General features: G+C 60.2%; 16 protein-coding genes. 8 read left to right on the top strand and 8 right to left on the bottom strand.

Annotated features, from left to right (window positions below):
* Nucleotides 1-147 precede the first annotated feature (147 nt).
* Nucleotides 148-360 carry a hypothetical protein gene (locus tag GOW98_RS15035; RefSeq protein WP_170333477.1) on the bottom strand — a complete coding sequence of 71 codons (213 nt, stop codon included), beginning with the start codon at nt 358-360 and terminating at the stop codon, nt 148-150.
* 331 nt (nt 361-691) lie between these two features.
* On the bottom strand, nt 692-2350 hold the full coding sequence (locus GOW98_RS15030) for an NAD+ synthase (protein WP_170333476.1): 1659 nt from the start codon (nt 2348-2350) through the stop codon (nt 692-694).
* A gap of 146 nt (nt 2351-2496) precedes the next feature.
* On the opposite strand from GOW98_RS15030, the gene GOW98_RS15025 reads away from it, so the two are divergent.
* Nucleotides 2497-3954, top strand: a complete 1458-nt coding sequence (locus GOW98_RS15025; protein WP_170333473.1) for an MORN repeat-containing protein — start codon at nt 2497-2499, stop codon at nt 3952-3954.
* A 10-nt stretch (nt 3955-3964) separates the two neighbouring features.
* On the opposite strand, the gene GOW98_RS15020 is transcribed toward GOW98_RS15025, so the two are convergent.
* Entirely contained in the window at nt 3965-4630 is a 666-nt protein-coding gene (locus tag GOW98_RS15020; protein ID WP_170333471.1) for an SDR family NAD(P)-dependent oxidoreductase, read from the bottom strand.
* Between the two features lie 287 nt (nt 4631-4917).
* Between GOW98_RS15020 and GOW98_RS15015 the strand changes: the two genes are divergently transcribed.
* Nucleotides 4918-6492: a 2-isopropylmalate synthase gene (locus GOW98_RS15015; protein WP_170333469.1), complete on the top strand. Its 1575-nt coding sequence runs from the start codon at nt 4918-4920 to the stop codon at nt 6490-6492.
* Between the two features lie 159 nt (nt 6493-6651).
* Here GOW98_RS15015 and GOW98_RS15010 read toward each other — a convergent pair whose 3' ends face one another.
* Entirely contained in the window at nt 6652-7443 is a 792-nt protein-coding gene (locus GOW98_RS15010; RefSeq protein ID WP_170333467.1) for a 23S rRNA (adenine(2030)-N(6))-methyltransferase RlmJ, read from the bottom strand.
* Nucleotides 7444-7599: 156 nt separating this feature from the next.
* On the opposite strand from GOW98_RS15010, the gene GOW98_RS15005 reads away from it, so the two are divergent.
* From GOW98_RS15005 to GOW98_RS14980, 6 genes are read left to right on the top strand one after another with little or no spacing between them, the layout of a single operon-like run.
* Nucleotides 7600-8646 (top strand): rod shape-determining protein, encoded by a 1047-nt coding sequence (locus GOW98_RS15005; protein ID WP_170333465.1) that lies wholly within the window; start codon nt 7600-7602, stop codon nt 8644-8646.
* A gap of 58 nt (nt 8647-8704) precedes the next feature.
* The gene (gene mreC, locus GOW98_RS15000) at nt 8705-9607 is read left to right on the top strand and encodes a rod shape-determining protein MreC (protein WP_170333463.1); all 903 of its coding nucleotides are present in this window, start codon (nt 8705-8707) and stop codon (nt 9605-9607) included.
* Nucleotides 9600-10136, top strand: a complete 537-nt coding sequence (locus GOW98_RS14995) for a rod shape-determining protein MreD (protein ID WP_170333461.1) — start codon at nt 9600-9602, stop codon at nt 10134-10136. The genes mreC and GOW98_RS14995 overlap by 8 nt, the downstream gene beginning before the upstream one ends.
* A complete protein-coding gene (mrdA, locus tag GOW98_RS14990; RefSeq protein WP_170333459.1) occupies nt 10133-12082 on the top strand; it encodes a penicillin-binding protein 2 in 1950 nt (649 codons plus the stop codon). The genes GOW98_RS14995 and mrdA overlap by 4 nt, the downstream gene beginning before the upstream one ends.
* Nucleotides 12079-13218 carry a rod shape-determining protein RodA gene (gene rodA / locus GOW98_RS14985; RefSeq protein ID WP_170333458.1) on the top strand — a complete coding sequence of 380 codons (1140 nt, stop codon included), beginning with the start codon at nt 12079-12081 and terminating at the stop codon, nt 13216-13218. Before mrdA ends, rodA begins: the two co-directional genes overlap by 4 nt.
* 15 nt (nt 13219-13233) lie before the next feature.
* The gene (locus GOW98_RS14980) at nt 13234-14166 is read left to right on the top strand and encodes a 2-hydroxyacid dehydrogenase (protein ID WP_170333456.1); all 933 of its coding nucleotides are present in this window, start codon (nt 13234-13236) and stop codon (nt 14164-14166) included.
* On the opposite strand, the gene GOW98_RS14975 is transcribed toward GOW98_RS14980, so the two are convergent.
* The 4 genes from GOW98_RS14975 to coaBC are packed head-to-tail and all read right to left on the bottom strand — an operon-like array spanning nt 14163 to nt 18949.
* Nucleotides 14163-16178 carry a M3 family metallopeptidase gene (locus GOW98_RS14975; protein ID WP_170333454.1) on the bottom strand — a complete coding sequence of 672 codons (2016 nt, stop codon included), beginning with the start codon at nt 16176-16178 and terminating at the stop codon, nt 14163-14165. The genes GOW98_RS14980 and GOW98_RS14975 overlap by 4 nt on opposite strands.
* A 57-nt stretch (nt 16179-16235) precedes the next feature.
* Nucleotides 16236-17282, bottom strand: coding sequence for a HesA/MoeB/ThiF family protein (locus GOW98_RS14970; protein ID WP_170333452.1), 1047 nt, complete (start codon nt 17280-17282; stop codon nt 16236-16238).
* Nucleotides 17282-17740 carry a dUTP diphosphatase gene (dut, locus tag GOW98_RS14965; RefSeq protein WP_170333450.1) on the bottom strand — a complete coding sequence of 153 codons (459 nt, stop codon included), beginning with the start codon at nt 17738-17740 and terminating at the stop codon, nt 17282-17284. Before dut ends, GOW98_RS14970 begins: the two co-directional genes overlap by 1 nt.
* Nucleotides 17741-17752: 12 nt before the next feature.
* Nucleotides 17753-18949: a bifunctional phosphopantothenoylcysteine decarboxylase/phosphopantothenate--cysteine ligase CoaBC gene (coaBC, locus tag GOW98_RS14960; RefSeq protein WP_170333448.1), complete on the bottom strand. Its 1197-nt coding sequence runs from the start codon at nt 18947-18949 to the stop codon at nt 17753-17755.
* Nucleotides 18950-18976 lie beyond the last annotated feature (27 nt).

Raw genomic sequence — 18976 nt, 5'->3', positions numbered from 1 at the left:
CTTCATGGCTCGGATCGCAATGAAGGCTTGGAGCAGGCGCACAGGCAACATGTCTTCTGTCGCAGGGTCGATGATTTTTACGTGCTGTGGCGAATACGCCAAAAAGTCTGAGAACACTCGCACTTTCAAGTCGAATTGACCTGAATTTTAAGCTGCCCCTCTCAACCCGGCCCATTTCTGGCGAAGCGACGCTGACAAACTTGAATCTCTTTTCTGAGCCTCTTTATCCATCTCTGCCTGATCAGGCAGTTCAGGGAAAAGGGCCAGGGCTTTCGCAGATTTCGGCTTGGGTTCGGGGTCTTCCAGCTCTTCTTCCCGAAGAAGATCTGCAATTGCCGAATCCAGCTTGGCTTCGTCCAAAACGCGCGCTTCGGACTCCATGGCTTTGTACCTTAGCGGCGGGTGAAGAGGCTTATCGTAACCCTTATACATAACAACACCAAATCGTTAACTCAGACATCCAAACCTGGGTGCGCCACAGTTCCTGAAATCGAATTGAGGTCACCCCGCCCCACATGGGGCATCAACTAAGCTAAAATGTGGCAAAAAAATGTCTCGGGTTCAAGCTGTCAGTTTCCCAAACCCCAAGAAAATCAGGGATTTATTCACCATTGGGAAACAATGCATCAGCACAACCCAGTAAATGAGACAGACCGGAAACGATCCCTCCCCCAATTCGAGTGTCGAAGGCTCAGGCCCGATCCCGCCAGCGGTTCACAATCGGATATCGGCGATCCAGCCAGAACGCTCGGCTGGTCAGGCGCGTTCCGGGGGCAGACTGAAAGCGCTTGTACTCGCTGATATAGATCAGATTCTCGACCCGCCGCGCGTCAGCCTCGTCGAATCCAGCGGCTACGCAGTCAGCGATCGAGCCTTCCTGATCGACCAGAATATCCAGAATCGCGTCCAGTACCGGGTAATCGGGCAGGCTGTCGCTGTCCTTCTGATCTTCGCGCAGTTCGGCGCTGGGGGGTTTGTCGATGACCGAGGGACGGATCACTTCGCCCGCTGGACCCATCATCCAACCGCGGTGATTGGCGTTGCGCCAGCGGCAGGTCTCGAACACGCGGGTTTTGTACAGATCCTTGATCGGATTGTAGCCGCCGTTCATGTCGCCATAGATCGTGGCATAGCCCACCGCGACTTCGGATTTGTTACCGGTGGTCAGCAACATCTCGCCAAACTTGTTCGAGATCGCCATCAGCAACAATCCGCGTAGGCGGGATTGGATGTTTTCTTCTGTCAGGTCCTCATCGCGACCGGCAAAAAGCGGGGCCAAAGTCTCTGTCACCGCCGCCCGGCTGTCCGAGATCGGCACGTAGTCGTAGTGAACGCCCAGCGCCTTAGCGACGGCCTCGGCATCGTCCAGTGAGCCTTGGCTGGTGTATTCGGACGGCAGCATCACGCAGCGTACATTCTCGGCGCCGAGGGCATCCACAGCAATCGTTGCAACAAGTGCGGAATCGACCCCGCCCGAAAGGCCCAGCAGAACCTTTTTGAACCCGGTCTTGCCCATGTAGTCGCGCAGGGATTGCACCATCGCGCGATAGTCCTGCTCCCATTCATCGGGCTGTGGCACGATCTCGGCCGGCACGATTCGCCAGCCGTCATCGCCGCGCTCAAGGTCGATATGGGTTACGGCCTCGTCGAAAACCGGCATCCGGAACGCCAGCTCTCCGCCCGGGTTCAGGCCGAAGGTGGCCCCATCAAAAACCTGATCATCTTGCCCACCCACCATATTGAGGTAGATCACCGGCAGGCCGGTCTCGACCACGCGAGCCACCATATGATTCAGGCGAATGTCGTATTTGTTGCGAAAATAGGGTGAACCGTTGGGGATCAACAGAAACTCAGCCCCGGTTTCCTCAAGCGTTTCGGCCACGTCAGGGTGCCAGCCGTCTTCGCAAATCGGACTGCCGATACGCGTGTTGCCAACCGCGTAGGGCCCGCCCAGAGGCCCGGCATCGTACAAGCGCACCTCATCGAACACCGTTTCATTGGGAAGGTGATGCTTCAGCACTTTGCTGCCGATCCGACCGCCCTTGAGGATCAGGTAGGCATTATACAGGCTGTCATCTTCAACCCATGGCCCGCCAATCGCCACCGCCGGACCATCGGCGCATTGGGCGGCCAACTTCTCGACCGCGGACATCGCTGCCCGGTGAAATGCAGGTTTCATCACCAAATCCTGCGTGTTGTAGCCAGTGATGAACATCTCGGGGAACGCCACCAGATCGGCCCCGGCCTCGCGCGCCTGTTCCCAAGCGGCCAACGCCTTGGCGGCATTGCCTTCGATATCCCCCACGGTGGGGTTGAGTTGCGCCAGAGTGATGCGGAAACGGTCGGCCATGCTGCCCTCTTGCCCTCGTCAGTCTTACTGCCATTTAGCAGATCATTGCGCGAGTGAAAGGCAAATGCGGCGAAACCCGTTGCTCTGCCCATGCGCGTGCCGTAGTTTTGCGCAAAAGGATGAACCCCGGACAGGCAGGACCGATCATGAACGCTTTCCGTTTTTCAATTGCCGTATCCGTGTTGGCCCTGATCACTGCAGGAGCCTCCGCGCAGGATGGTCAGGTGATCACCAAAGATGACGAGGTCGGAGGCGTCTATGAAGGCACCTTTGAAAACGGACTGCGCCATGGGACCGGCACCTACCGCCTGCCCAACGGGTTCGAATACAGCGGCGAATGGGTCGAGGGAGAGATTCAGGGCAAGGGCGTAGCCCGCTACGTCAATGGGTCGACCTACGAGGGGATGTTTGCCAAAGGTCAGCCCGAAGGGCGCGGCAAGATCGTCTACGCCGATGGCGGCAGCTATGACGGCGAATGGTCCAACGGGTCGATCAATGGCACTGGCATCGCAAACTACGCGAATGGCGCGCGCTATGAAGGTGGGTTCCAGAACGCCCGCTATCACGGCAAGGGCGTGATGACCGACCCTGGCGGGTACAGTTTTGACGGGGACTGGGTTGACGGCGTTAAACAAGGCAAAGGCAAGATCACCTATGCTGAAGGCGGCGTATATGAGGGAGAGGTCAAGGACGGCCAGCGCCATGGGCAAGGCACCCTGACCCTACCTGATGGAATGACCTATACAGGCGAATGGGCCGAGGACCGCATCACCGGTACCGGGCGTCTGTCATATGTCAACGGGGATGTCTACGAAGGCGCGCTGGTTGATGGCCGCCGCCAGGGTAAGGGCAAGGTGGTCTATTCCAACGGTGATGTCTACGAGGGCCTCTATGCCGACGATCTGCGCCATGGGCAGGGCACTTATACCGGTACTGACGGGTACGTTTATACCGGCGAATGGACCGACGGCCTGATCGAAGGGCTGGGTGAAGTAACCTATCCCGATGGCTCGATCTATGTCGGTGACTTCAAGGCCGATCTGGCCGAAGGCAAAGGTCGCATCACTTATACGGACGGATCAAGCTATGATGGAGACTGGATCGCCGGCGTGATCGAGGGCCGTGGTGTTTCAACCTATCCAAACGGAACGGTCTACAAGGGAGAGTTCAAGAACGCCAAAAACCACGGCGAAGGCATCCTTTCGTCAGCCGACGGCTACAGCTATGTCGGCGACTGGATCGACGGCCTGCGTCAGGGCGAGGGCATGGCCACCTATCCCGATGGAACAGTCTATTCCGGTGAGTTCCAGGCGGGCAAGCGCCACGGGCAAGGTGAAATCGTGATGGCCAACGGCTTTAGCTATTCTGGTCAGTGGACCGAAGGCAAAATCACCGGCGACGGAGTTGCAACCTACCCAAGTGGCGATGTTTACGAAGGCAGTTTTGTCGACGCAAAACGTCAAGGCAACGGAACAATGCGCTACGCCAACGGCGAAGAAGAGACAGGGGTTTGGGAAAACGGTGCGCTGGCAACAGCCAGCGAGACTGCACCTGAAGCGGCCACCGAAACACCGCCTTCTGACACTGACAATTCAGACGGCTGAGGCGAAACTGCTACCACGGCACCTGTTTTCCAGCCCAATCATAGAACCCGCCGGTATCGGCCGGGGTTAGCTGCGCCATAACGTGCAGCAGATTTGAAGCGGCCTCTTCCGATGCAACCGCGGGATGACGTCCAAGGTATTTTCGGGTGAACTCTGTTTTGACCGTACCGGGATGCAAGGCGACGCAGACCGCGTGTTTATGGGTTCGGGCCAGTTCGATGGCCGCTGTGCGAACGATCTGATTCACAGCCGCCTTTGACGCCCGATAACTGACCCACCCGCCCAATCGGTTGTCCCCGATCGACCCGACGCGCGCCGACAGCACGGCAAAAACCGCGCGCCGGTCTCGTGGTAATAGGCGCGCCGCGTGTTTCAGAACCAAAGCCGGACCCACGGCATTCAACGCGAACTGATCCATCATCGCCTGCGCAGATACAGCGCGGATGGTCTTTTCCGGTGCCGCGCCATCAATCTCCAAAGCACCTGAGGCAACTAGAACCAGATCATACGGCCCTGGCAGAGAGCTCAATACATGGTCCACACCATCCGGCTTGGTCAGGTCAAATCCGTCTGCCGAACGTGACAAGGCTGTCACCTCCACGCTCTGCTCCCTCAGGCGCTGACACACAGCCTGTCCGATTCCACCAGAAGCGCCGATGATCAATGCGTTTTCCATACCAATGCACCTAGCCGCCTACCCGAACGGATCAATGCGGCAGGGAAAAGAAACCACTCAACTGCCGTTAGTCACAAATTGGTCTTTTCATTCCGGGGCGGCTCTGTATAACCTCATTCCCATGATCAACCGCGCAGATACCCTTGTTGCCGACACCGCCCTTCGCGGTGCGTCTCTGCGTGGCCTACTGATCCTAATCCGCCTCTGAGCGTGCCATCCGGCGCGCCCGCTCAGAGGAGGACGCCCGCGCGCCATAGGCTTTAGGACAGAAGAAGAAAGAGAATCCCATGACCAACGTGACCGACCAAGACCGCGTCTTGATCTTCGATACCACTTTGCGCGACGGCGAGCAGAGCCCCGGCGCAACCATGACCCATGACGAAAAGCTCGAAATTGCCGAGTTGCTGGACGAAATGGGCGTCGACATCATCGAAGCCGGTTTCCCCATCGCCTCTGAAGGTGACTTCAAGGCCGTATCCGAGATCGCCCAACGGTCGAAAAACAGTCGCATCTGCGGACTGGCCCGCGCGAATTTCGCCGATATTGACCGCTGCTGGGAGGCGGTGAAACACGCCGGGAAAAACCGTATTCACACCTTCATCGGCACATCTCCGCTGCACCGCGCCATTCCGAACCTGACACAGGATGAGATGGCCGAAAAGATCCACGAAACAGTCAGCCACGCGCGCAACCTGTGCGAAAACGTGCAATGGTCGCCGATGGACGCAACCCGGACGGAATGGGATTACCTGTGCCGCGTGATCGAGATCGCCATCAAGGCCGGGGCGACTACGATCAATATTCCTGACACTGTCGGCTACACTGCACCGCTGGAATCGGCGGACCTGATCAAGCGCTTGATCGAGACGGTTCCGGGCGCGGATGAGGTGGTTTTTGCCACCCACTGCCACAACGACCTTGGCATGGCGACCGCGAACTCTCTGGCCGCAGTCGCAGGCGGAGCGCGCCAGATCGAATGCACCATCAACGGTTTGGGCGAACGCGCCGGCAACACGGCCTTGGAAGAGGTCGTCATGGCGCTGCGCACCCGCAATGACATCATGCCGTGGAATACGGGCATCGATACCACCAAGATCATGCATATCTCGCGCCGGGTGGCGACAGTGTCGGGCTTCAACGTGCAGTTCAACAAGGCCATCGTCGGCAAAAACGCCTTTGCCCATGAAAGCGGCATCCACCAGGACGGGATGCTGAAGAACCGCGAAAACTTCGAGATCATGCGCCCCGAGGATATCGGGTTGTCGGGAACATCCTTGCCCTTGGGCAAACACTCGGGTCGTGCGGCATTGCGTGATAAGCTCGAGACGCTGGGGTATGAGGTCGGAGACAACCAGCTCAAGGACATCTTCGTCCGGTTCAAGGATCTGGCCGACCGCAAGAAAGAGGTGTTCGACGACGACCTCATCGCGTTGATGACGCTGGATGATGATGAGGGCAACGACCACTTGCAACTGGTGTCGATGAAAGTCACCTGCGGCACTGGCGGCCAGGCGGAATCGACAGTGGAACTGGAAGTGGACGGTCAGGACAAGATCGCGACAGAACACGGCGACGGCCCGGTGGATGCCACCTTCAAGGCGATCCGCGCAATCCATCCAAACACCGCCCGGCTGCAACTGTATCAGGTGCACGCGGTGACCGAAGGCACCGATGCGCAGGCTACCGTGTCGGTGCGGCTGGAAGAGGACGGTATGATTGCCACCGGTCAATCCGCCAATACCGATACGGTGGTGGCCTCGGCCAAGGCGTACATCCACGCGCTGAACCGCCTGATCGTGCGCCGCGAGAAAACCGGCCCCGGTGCCGACGCGCGCGAGATCAGCTACAAAGACCTGACTTAAACGACGGAAAAGGGCTCCCGCACCCGCGGTGGCCCGGCTTCGCCGACCCTTCTTGGGTTTTGGGCCCGGCAGCGCGCCTACGGCGCGCTGCCGGGCCCAACTCGGTTGGCTGCATCTCTGATGCGGGCAAGCGAGGCGGGAGCCTCACCCTTTTTTAAATTAAGCTCTGAGCTTTTTGAACAGCGTCGTCAGGTGGGCCATTTCACCCTCAAGGCCAAAGGGCGCGTTGATGATGAACATACCCGACCCCACCATGCGATGCCCTTCCCTCACAGGGGCGAAGCTGACTTCGTGGCACAGGTTTTTCGGAAAGTTCTGAGATTTTAAAGCGGAAATCATCGCACCATGACGATCATCTGTAAGGATCGGGTACCACAGCGCAAGCACACCTACGTTCCATTTGCGATGCAGCTTGCCGATTATTCCTGGCAGGCGATCATATTCTGATTTCACCTCATAGCTTGGATCGATCAGCATAACTCCGCGCCGTGGCGTCGGTGGCAGTAGAGACTGCGCCACCTCATACCCATCCTGCCGATACACTTTGGCCCCATAGGGCGACATCGCCATGGCCAGAGAGGAATGTTCCTGCGGGTGCAACTCGGCAAAGTGCAAGCTGTCCTGATCTCTCAGCAAACTGGCGGCGATCAGTGGTGAGCCGGGATAGGCCTCAGCCCCGTGCCTTTGCTGAACCGCGCGGATCGCCCGTTCCAGCGGATGATCCACGTCAAACCAATTGGCCTGCTGGACGCGCCGGATACCGGCCTCCGCCTCACCCGTGCGCACCGCCTCGACCGCGTCCAGCTTGTACAAGCCCCGCCCCGAATGGGTTTCCAGATAAGTCAGCGGCTTGTCCTTGCGGGTCAGATAGTCCAGCACAGATGCCAATAAAGCGTGCTTTTGCACATCAGCCAGATTCCCAGCGTGGTAAATGTGTTGATAAGAGAGCATTTTGCCTTCTAAAGTCCCCGTCAATAAGGCGGAAAGGTGCTGATTGTCGCGGAATCAGCCCTTTTACCGGGCGTGTTGGCACCCTATAAGTCATCCGTCCCGGAACCGTCGAGTCGCGGGCAGTAGAAAAAACTGACATACAGGATCAGGGGAAACATGGGGATCTTTGGCAATCTTGGCGGCCTGTTCACAGCGGACATGGCTATCGACCTTGGAACGGCGAACACGCTGGTTTATGTCAAGGGGCGCGGTGTTATCCTGTCTGAACCTTCGGTGGTGGCATATCACGTTAAGGACGGCGTCAAAAAAGTGCTTGCTGTTGGCGAAGACGCTAAATTGATGCTGGGCCGAACCCCCGGTTCGATCGAAGCCATCCGCCCGATGCGTGAAGGTGTCATCGCAGACTTCGACACTGCCGAGGAAATGATCAAGCACTTCATTCGCAAAGTGCACAAACGCTCGACCTTCTCGAAACCCAAAATCATTGTTTGCGTCCCCCATGGCGCGACCCCGGTCGAGAAACGCGCTATCCGTCAATCGGTTATGTCCGCAGGTGCGCGCCGCGCGGGTCTAATTGCGGAACCCATCGCTGCAGCAATTGGCGCCGGGATGCCAATCACTGATCCGACCGGAAACATGGTCGTTGATATCGGCGGCGGCACAACCGAGGTCGCGGTTCTGTCGCTGGGCGACATCGTTTATGCCCGCTCGGTCCGCGTTGGTGGCGACCGCATGGACGAGGCGATCATCTCGTACCTGCGCCGCCAGCAAAACCTACTGGTCGGTGAATCCACCGCCGAACGCATCAAGACCACCATCGGCACCGCTCGGATGCCGGACGATGGGCGCGGCCAGTCGATGCATATCCGTGGTCGCGACCTACTGAACGGCGTTCCCAAGGAAATCGAGATCAGCCAGGCCCAAGTGGCCGAGGCTCTGTCCGAACCCGTCCAGCAGATTTGCGAGGCGGTGATGACCGCGCTGGAGACCACGCCGCCCGATCTGGCCGCGGATATCGTGGACCGGGGCGTTATGCTGACCGGTGGAGGTGCGCTGCTGGGCGATCTGGACCTCGCCTTGCGCGAACAGACTGGTCTGGCCGTGTCGATTGCCGATGAAAGCCTGAATTGTGTGGCTTTGGGCACCGGCAAGGCGCTGGAATACGAAAAACAACTGCGCCACGCGATTGACTACGAAAGCTAAGGCGCGCACCCTTTGCAGATAGGGTAAACTCGGCACGAGCAGCACGGGAAGGTAACCTGTGGCAAAAGACCGATCTCAGCGCGACGAATACACCACCCCCTTGCGCCGCCTGCTGTTGGGGATCGTGGTGCTGTGTCTGCTGGCCATCTTTCTGGTCTGGCGCATCGACAGCCCACGGGTGGAACGGTTCCGCGCTCAGGTCGTCGACCGGGTCGTGCCGTCAATGGAATGGGCGATGGTTCCGGTCACCGCCATGGTCAATCTGGCGCGAGATTTTCAAAGCTATCAGCGCCTGAGTGAACAGAACCAGGAATTGCGCAGTGAGCTACGCCTGATGCGCGCCTGGAAAGAGGCCGCGCTGCAGCTAGAGCAGGAAAACGCCCGGCTGCTGGACCTCAACAATGTACGCCTTGATCCGCGTCTGACTTATATCACCGGGGTTGTGATGGCCGACAGCGGCTCGCCCTTTCGGCAGTCTGTGCTGCTGAATGTGGGTGAACGCGACGGCATCACCGATGGCTGGGCTACGATGGATGGGATCGGCGTGGTTGGGCGTATCTCTGGCGTGGGACCGGATACGGCGCGGGTGATCCTGATGACCGACGCCTCCAGCGCGATCCCGGCAACCATTCAGCCCTCGGGCCAAACCGCGCTGATCACAGGCGACAACACCCCAGCCCCCGCCGTCGAGTTTCTGGAGAACCGCGAACTGGTCCGTCCCGGTGACCGTGTTGTGACATCGGGCGATGGTGGCGTATTCCCGGCCGGCCTGCTGATCGGTCAGATCACCGCCGATCCCGGAGGTCGCCTGCGCGTGCGTCTGTCGGCAGATTTCGAGCGGCTCGAATTCCTGCGTGTGCTGCGATATCAGTCGGCCCCCACCATTCGGGACCCGGGCAGCATCGTAGGCCCGACCCAACCCGCGGCGGCGCTACCTCCGATGGAGGTTGGTGATGGATAGTCAGACCTCACAGCTTTGGCTCAAGCGAGGCCTGTACCTGTTTCTCGCGGCTCTTATTCTGTTCTTGCACTTGCTGCCACTGGATACAAAACCGGACCGCTGGCCGTTTCCGGACCTGCTGATCGCGCTGACCTTCGTCTGGGTGCTCCGGCGGCCCGAATTCGTTCCAACTCTGCTGGTCGCCTTCGTCATGCTGATGGCCGATCTGCTGCTGCAACGCCCGCCCGGCCTGCTTGCGGCTCTTGTGGTTCTGGGGGCTACTTACCTGCGATCCGCTGCATTTGGCTTGCGGGACTCGGGTTTTGTCGGCGAATGGTCCACTGTCGCCGCAGTAATCACGACTATTTTCCTGCTGAACCGCGTCATTCTTGCTATCCTGTCGGTACAACAAGCAGCCTTGGGGCCGGTAGTGATCCAAGTGGTTCTGACAATAGCAGTTTATCCTTTGATCGTTCTGTTCACGCAAAACGGACTCGGAGTGCGGCGCAAGTCCAGCGCGGAAACCGGTGCATTGGGGGCACGCGGATGAAGCAACGCAAACCCAAGGCCACGGGCCTCGCCTATAAACGTCTGCCCCGCAGAGCATTGATTCTGGGTGGGCTGCAGGCCGCTTTTGTCGGTGGCCTGGCCGCCCGGATGCGGTTCATGCAGGTGGATCAGGCAGATGAATACCGCCTGCTGGCCGAGGAAAACCGGATCAACATCCGCCTGATCCCGCCGACCCGTGGCCGGATCTATGACCGGAACGGAGAGATCATCGGCCAGAACTCACCCTCATACCGCATCGTCATGGTGCGCGAGGACGCGGGAGAAGTGGACGAGGTTATCGCAAAGCTGTCAAAGCTGATCCCCCTGACAGCTGACGAAATCGAACGCGCCAAAACCGAGATGCGCCGCTCGGCCCCGTTCCTGCCGGTGACACTGGCCGATCAGGTCACGTGGGAGGATATCTCGAAGGTCGCCGTCAACGCCCCGGCCCTGCCCGGCGTGATTCCCGAAGTGGGACAGACCCGGCAATACCCGCGCTACGAGGATTTCGCTCATGTAGTCGGTTATGTCGGCCCGGTAAGCGACTACGACCTCAGCCAGATCGAAGACCCCGAGCCCGTCCTGCGCATCCCCCGGTTCCAGATTGGCAAGGTCGGACTGGAGGCAAAACAGGAAATCAGCTTGCGCGGCAAGGCTGGGGCCAAGCGGGTCGAGGTCAACGCCACCGGCCGCGTAATGCGTGAACTGGACCGGCAGGAAGGAACCGCCGGGGCCGATCTTCAGCTCTCGGTCGACGCGGACCTGCAGCAATACGCACAGGCGCGTCTGGCCGGTGAAAGCGCCGCCGCCGTGGTGATCGACTGCGAAACCGGTGATATCCGCGCCATCAGTTCTGCCCCCAGTTTCGACCCGAACCTGTTCGTACGTGGAATCTCGGTCGCTGATTACCGGGCGCTGACACAGGACAATTACCGCCCGCTGGCGAACAAAACCGTGCAGGGTACCTATCCGCCCGGTTCGACCTTCAAGATGATCACCGCCATGGCCGCGCTTGAGGCCGGGGTGATCGGACCGTCCAACACCGTTTACTGCCCCGGCCACCTGAAGGTGGGCAGCCGCCGCTTCCACTGCTGGAAACGGGGCGGGCATGGCATGGTCGATCTTGAAACCTCGCTGAAACGAAGCTGCGACGTTTATTATTACGACGTGGCCTTGAGGGTGGGCATCGACAAAATCTCGGACATGGCGCGCATTTTCGGGCTTGGCGTCAAGCACGACATTCCAATGTCTGCTGTAGCTGCCGGGCTGGCTCCGAACCAGGAATGGAAGCAGCGCGTGCACGGGCAGGACTGGTTGGTGGGTGATACCGCAAACGCCTCGATCGGTCAGGGCTTTATGCTTGCCTCGCCGCTGCAACTGGCGGTGATGACAGCACGTATCGCGACCGGGCGTGCCGTAAGTCCGCGTCTGGTGCGGTCAGTAGACGGTGTGGAACAACCTTCGGGCGCGGGTGAACCGCTGGCGGTGAACCGCAACAATCTGGAACAGGTGCGTCAGGCAATGTTCTCGGTCTCGAATGACCGCCGCGGCACGGCTTATCGCAGTCGCATCATCGCTGATGATTTCAGAATGGCGGGCAAAACCGGCACCAGCCAGGTGCGCAACATCACCAAGGCCGAACGGGCCGCCGGCGTGATCCGCAACGAAGACCTGCCGTGGGAGCGCCGCGACCACGCGCTGTTCGTCAGCTTTGCGCCCTATGACAACCCGAAATACGCTGTTGCCGTGGTGGTGGAACATGGCGGTGGCGGCTCCAAAGCGGCAGCCCCTGTGGCTCGCGATATCATGCTGCAGGCGCTCTATAACGGTACCCCGCCGCTCGAGGCCTACCCGGTTGCCGACCGGGACCGGATCAAGGAACAGCAAAAACGGCTGGAAGGCGACCGCCGCCCCAAAGCGCGTCCGACCGAGAAGGATCGCGCATGAGCTATCTTGAGTATACCGTCAAATCCACGCCCTCGGGGTTTCGCAAGTTCTTGTATATGAACTGGCCACTGACCCTGCTGTTAATCAGCGTGGCCAGCGCCGGGTTCCTGATGCTGTACTCGGTTGCGGGCGGGTCGTGGATGCCGTGGGCTGAACCGCAGCTGGAACGTTTCGGACTGGGCTTGACGGTAATGTTCATCATCGCGCTGGTACCGATCTGGTTCTGGCGCAACATGTCCGTCGTGGCTTATCTCGGCTCTATCGTTTTGCTGATATTTGTTGAACTTTTCGGCACCATCGGCATGGGCGCCCAGCGCTGGATCGATCTTGGCTTCATGCGCCTGCAGCCATCCGAAGTCATGAAAGTTGCGCTGGTCATGGTATTGGCTGCTTACTACGATTGGCTGCCATCCCACAAAACCTCACGCCCGCTGTGGGTGCTGATCCCGGTCGCTTTGATCCTGATCCCCACAGCTATGGTTCTGAAACAGCCCGATTTGGGTACTTCGATCCTGTTGTTGGCCGCTGGGGGCGGCCTGATGTTCCTCGCCGGTGTCCATTGGGCCTATTTCGCTGCCGTCATCGCGGCCGTGGTTGGTCTGATCGCCACCGTGTTCAACAGCCGGGGAACCGAGTGGCAGTTGCTCAAAGACTATCAGTTCCGCCGGATTGACACGTTCTTAGATCCCTCAACCGATCCGCTGGGCGCGGGGTATCACATCACGCAATCCAAGATTGCGTTGGGCTCGGGGGGCTGGAACGGGCGCGGATTCATGCAGGGCACGCAATCACGCCTGAACTTCCTGCCCGAGAAACACACCGACTTCATCTTCACCACGCTGGCCGAGGAATTCGGCTTTGTCGGCGGCATAACTCTCCTGACACTTTATGGTCTGATACTGGTGTTCTGTCTGGTGACGGCGCTTTCAACCAAGGACCGGTTCTCGTCGCTGGTGACGCTGGGCATCGCGCTGAACTTCTTCCTGTTCTTTGCCGTCAACATGTCGATGGTGATGGGCCTAGCCCCGGTTGTGGGCGTACCTCTACCGATGGTCAGCTATGGCGGATCGGCCATGCTGGTTTTGATGGCCGCCTTCGGCATTGTCCAAAGCGCTCATATCCACCGTCCCCGCTGATCCGAAAGGCCCAACATGCCCGTGAACGTCCTGTTTTCCGCGCGTCCTGCCCTGTGGCCCGTATACGAGCCGCTGCTTACCAAGGGTTTGACTGAGGCCGGGTTGGATTTCCGCCTAAGCACCGATTTCGAGCCGGATCAGGTAGACTACGTCGTCTATGCCCCGAACGGAGGGTTGCTGGATTTCACCCCCTACACGAGGCTGAAAGCCGTGCTCAGCCTGTGGGCCGGGGTCGAGAAGATCGCAGGAAACGAAACCCTAACCGTCCCTTTGGCGCGGATGGTGGATCATGGGCTGACCCAAGGCATGATCGAGTGGGTGGTGGGCCATGTGTTGCGCTATCACCTTGGGATGGATCAACACATCACCGTTCAGGATGGAGTCTGGGCACCTGACGCGCCGCCTTTGGCCACCGAACGCCGGGTTTGCGTTCTGGGCCTTGGCGCGTTGGGCGAGGCGGTTTCATGCGCATTGGCCGCGTTGAATTTCGACGTCACGGGCTGGAGCCGCTCGACCAAAGAGATTGCCGGCATCACATGCCTGCACGGCGCAGACGGGCTGCACGCTGCTCTGTCACAGGCCGAGATCGTGGTGCTGCTGTTGCCTGACACGCCTGCCACGACCAATACGCTGAACACAGAAACACTGGCCCTGTTGCCCAATGGCGCTCGCATCATCAACCCCGGTCGCGGACCTCTGATCGACGATGAGGCCCTGCTGGGCGCGCTGAATTCAGGTCAGGTCGACCACGCAACGCTGGACGTATTCCGGGTTGAGCCGCTGCCAGCGGACCATCCTTACTGGCGGCATCCGAACGTAACGGTGACACCGCATATCGCCTCGGAAACCCGCCCCGCCACGGCGGCACAGGTGATCTGCGACAACATCCGGCGGGGTGAGGAAGGCGAACCCTTCCTGCACCTCGTCGACCGCGACCTGGGGTATTAAGCGGCGATCAACCCCCGGCCTTTCAGCAAGGCCTCAACACCCGGCAACCGGCCCCGGAACGCCAGATACAGCTCCTCTGCCTCACGCGAACCGCCCGTGGACAGGATGTTCTCCTCCAGCGCCTTGGCGCGCTCCGGGTCAAAGGCTCCTCCGGCCTCTTCAAAAGCGGCAAAGGCGTCGGCGTCCATGACCTCGGACCACATGTAGCTGTAGTAGCCCGAGCTATAGCCGTCGCCTGCAAAGACATGCGCGAAATGCGGCGTCGCATGGCGCATCCCGATGGCTTGCGGCATCCCGATCCCGGCCAGAACCTCGGCCTGTTTCGCCATTGGATCGGCCGGGGCCGCGCCGTCGTGGAACGCCAGATCGACCAGCGCCGAGGCGACGTATTCCACCGTCTGGAACCCCTGATCGAAACTGGCAGCCTTGAGTACTTTGTCCAGCATGTCCTGCGGCATCGCCTCGCCGGTTTCGGCATGGGTAGCGAATTCGGCCAAAACCTCTGGCACTTCCAACCAGTGTTCGTACAACTGGCTGGGCAGTTCCACGAAGTCCCGCGCAACGCTGGTGCCCGAGATGCTTTCATAGGTCACATTCGACAGCATCTGGTGCAACGCGTGACCGAATTCATGGAACAAAGTCCGCGCGTCGTCATAGGACAGCAGCGCTGGGTCTCCCTTGGCAAAATTGCAGACATTGATCACGACCGGAGCCTGCACTTTCGGGAACTTGGCCTGCGACCGCATCGCGCTGCACCACGCCCCGGACCGTTTCGATCCGCGCGCAAAGTAATCTCCAATGAACACCGCGACATGATGACCGTTGCGCGTGACCTCCCACACCCGGCAATCGGGATGGTAGAGCGGCACGTCCAGCGGGGCGAACTCCAGGCCGAACAGGCGGTTGGCGCAGGAAAAGGACGCCTCGATCATACGATCCAGCTGCAGGTATGGTTTCAGCGCGGCCTCATCCAGATCATGTTCGGCCTTGCGGCGCTTCTCGGCGTAATAGCGCCAGTCCCACGCTGCCAGCGGGCCATTGACACCGTCGTCTTGCATCATCTGCGTCAGGATTTCCGCGTCCGCATCGGCGCGGGTCTTTGCGGGTTCCCACACTTGCATCAACAGGTCTCGGACCTTGTCCGGTGTGCGGGCCATCTCTGTTTCCAGCTTGTAATCGGCGAAACTGTCATAGCCCAGTAACTTGGCCCGTTCCTCGCGCAACTGCAGAATCTCGGCGGCAATTTCGCGGTTGTCTGTCCCTCCGCCATTGGCACCCCGCGCAGTCCAGGCGAGATAGGCCTTTTCACGCAGATCACGGCGGGGCGAGAATTGCAGGAAGGGCACGATCAGAGACCGGGACAGAGTCACAACGGGACCCTCTGCGCCCTTTTCCTGCCCGGCCGCACGGGCGGTATCCACCACGAAATCCGGCAGACCTTCCAGATCGTCCTCGGACAGGTCCATAAACCAATCGCGCTCATCGGCCAGCAGGTTCTGAGTGAAGGACGTTCCCAGCGAAGCCAACCGCGCCTTGATCTCTTGCATCCGAGCGTCATCATCACCGGTCAGCGCCGCGCCTGAGCGTACGAATCCCCGATGGGTCAGCATCAGAACCCGCGCTTGCTCGTCGGTCAGGTCCAGCGCGTCCGTTCGCGCCCAAAGATCGGCCACGCGCTGAAACAACGCTTTGTTCGAGGAAATCCCCGAGAAATGCGCCGCCAGCTTGGGAGAGAACTCACGCTGCAGCTCTTCACGCGCCGGATTACTGTCCGCTCCGGCAACGGTAAAAAACACCGACAGGACCTTGTCCATTTCCTCGCCCACGGCCTCAAGCGCCTCGATCGTGTTGGCGAAGGTGGGCGCGTCCGGATTTCCTGCAATCGCATCGATCTGGGTGTTATGGGCCTGCATCGCCTGATCCAGAGCAGGGGCGAAATCGTCATCCGCGATGTCGGCAAAGGGTGCGATTTCAAACGGCGTGGTCCAGTCGGACAGGATTGGATTGGTCATACAAGTCTCCTTCGACCACAGAGTTAGGAACGGCAGGCCGGATGATCCAGAGCAGGGTTACGCCCCGGCCCCACAAATCGGACAATCGGCACGGCGCGACAGGGTGATCTTGCGGCTTTCGCCGTAAAGCGCGTCATAAATCAGCATCTCGCCACGCAGAGCCTGCCCGGCCCCGGTGATCACCTTGATCGCCTCAACCGCCATCATTGACCCCACCACACCGGGCAGCGGACCAATCACACCCGCCTCAGAGCAAGAGGGGGCCAGACCGGGGGCCGGAGCCTCGGGGAAGATGCACTGATAGCAAGGCGCGTCATTGGCAGGATCAAAGACGCTGAGTTGCCCTTCCCACTGCGACAGGGCACCCGAGATCAGGGGCTTGCCCAGCGCCGCCGCTGTTCGGTTGGCCAGATAGCGGGTGTCGAAATTATCAGTGCCGTCGAGGATCAGATCGAAGTCGCCAAAAAGGTCTTGGGCAATCTCGTCGGTAAGGCGACGGTGATAGGGCAGAACAGTGACGTTGGGGTTCTGCGCCTCCATCGCCCGCTGCGCCGAGAACACCTTGGGCACCCCGATATCGGCATCGCGGTGGATCACCTGCCGTTGCAGGTTCGCGTTTTCAACCTCATCATCGTCGATTACACCGATTGTGCCCACGCCAGCCGCCGCCAGAAATTGCAGGACAGGCGCACCCAGCCCGCCTGCGCCGATGACCAGCACGCGGGCCTTTTTCATTTTCTTCTGACCCGGCCCGCCCAACTCACGCAAAACGATGTGCCGGGCATAGCGCTCCAGTTCGGTCTCAGAGAATTGGTCGGATGGCATGGCGGGCTCCTTGGCGGCGGCAGGGGCTGCGCGGTTTCGCAGCGCTTTCAACGCCTTTCCGTAAACCAGAACCAGAATGGCCACGCCACCCAAGATCAGCCACAGCGCTGCAGAGCCGCCAGTCGCCTCGCGCAACGGATGCCCGTCAGGCAGGACCAGTTGGGCCGTAATCACGCCCAGCAGCAGAACCCCGACCGAGGTCATGCGCGCAGCCCGGGAAACCCCGGCGAGATAGCCGATCCCCCACAGACCCGCAGCCAGGAGCAGGACCAGCAGCATCAGCCGCGCCCGGTTGAGCCGAAACCACCCGCGCCGCGTGCGGTGTCGCTGAGCGCCTCCGCCGGCTCGAACGCGGCCTGCACCACGGGGGCAACAACCAGTTGGGCGATGCGCTCGCCATGGGTGACTTCGAACGCCTCTTGCCCGGCGTTCAGGACGATCACGCCTAACGGGCCGCGATAATCACTGTCGATCGTGCCGGGGGTATTGGGCAGGGTGATGCCGTGTTTCAACGCCAGACCCGAGCGGGGACGCACCTGAACCTCGAACCCCTGCGGGATTTCGATACGCAGGCCCGTTGGCACCAAAGCGCGTTGTCCCGGTTCCAGCGTGATCGAGGCCCCCTTCGGTAGGTTCGCCCGCACATCCGCTCCGGCCGCCCCGGAGGTTTCATAGGATGGCAGAGGAACCGACGGATCGAACCCCTCCTCTCGGATCACACGAATAGCAACCATCACTGCTCCTTTGGTTTAGCTGCTCAGCGCGTCGGCGATTCTGGTCGCCAGCCGCTTGGCCACTTCGTCCTTGCCCATGCGCGGCCATTCCTCGGCACCGGCGTCCGAAATCAGGATCACCGCATTCTCGGACCCACCCATGATCCCCGTTGCCGGGCTGACATCATTCGCCACGATCCAGTCACAGCCCTTGCGCCCTCGTTTGGCAGTGGCGTGTTCGATCACATTATCCGTCTCGGCCGCGAATCCGACGACCAACGCAGGGCGACCTTTTTCCATATGTGAGACACGTTTCAGAATGTCGGGGTTTTCGGCGAACTCAAGCACCGGCAAACCATCGCGGCTTTTCTTCAGTTTCTTGTCCGAGGCGCTGGAAACGCGCCAATCTGCAACCGCTGCCGCAAACACACCTGCATCAACGGGCAGCGCGGCGTCCACCGCGTCGGACATCTGTTGGGCAGTTTCAACCGTCACAACCTGCACCCCGTCGGGCGGCGGCACATCTGCAGGGCCGGTTACAAACACCACCTCGGCGCCCAACGCGGTAAGCGCCCGCGCCACTGCGGCGCCCTGCGCCCCCGAGGACCGATTAGCGATATAGCGTACCGGGTCTATGGGTTCATGCGTCGGCCCCGAGGTCACAAGCACTCGTTTGCCGTTCAGCGGACCGCCACCCAACTCCGCCTCAATCGCGGCGACGATCTCAAGCGGTTCCGACATGCGTCCGGGACCGTATTCACCGCAGGCCATATCGCCCTCGTTCGGGCCAACAAAACGGACGCCATCCGCCTGCAACTGTGTCAGGTTGCGCTGCGTGGCGGGGTGATCCCACATCCGTACGTTCATCGCAGGGGCACACAGGACAGGCGTATCGGTCGCCATCAGCAGGGTCGAGGCCAGATCATTGGCCAGACCCCCTGCCATCTTGCCCATCAAGTCAGCTGTCGCCGGGGCCACAACGATCAGATCGGCCGAGCGCGACAATTGAATATGCCCCATCTCTGCCTCATCCGTCAGGTCAAACAGATCGCGGTACACCTTTTCTCCGGCCAAAGCAGACACCGACAGGGGTGTCACGAATTCCTCAGCTGCGCGGGTTAGCACCGGTGTCACCGTCGCGCCGCGTTCCCGTAAACGCCGGATCAGGTCCAGCGATTTATACGCCGCGATCCCACCGCCGATGATCAGCAGAATGCGTTTCGATGCCAGCATGTTGAGCCCTTCCCGTCCCGGTCGGCC

The organism is Ruegeria arenilitoris (assembly GCF_013032445.1).
Lineage (GTDB): Bacteria > Pseudomonadota > Alphaproteobacteria > Rhodobacterales > Rhodobacteraceae > Ruegeria > Ruegeria arenilitoris_F.
The sequence above is the reverse complement of the archived record's forward strand: the minus strand, read 5'-3'. Positions and strand labels throughout refer to the sequence as shown.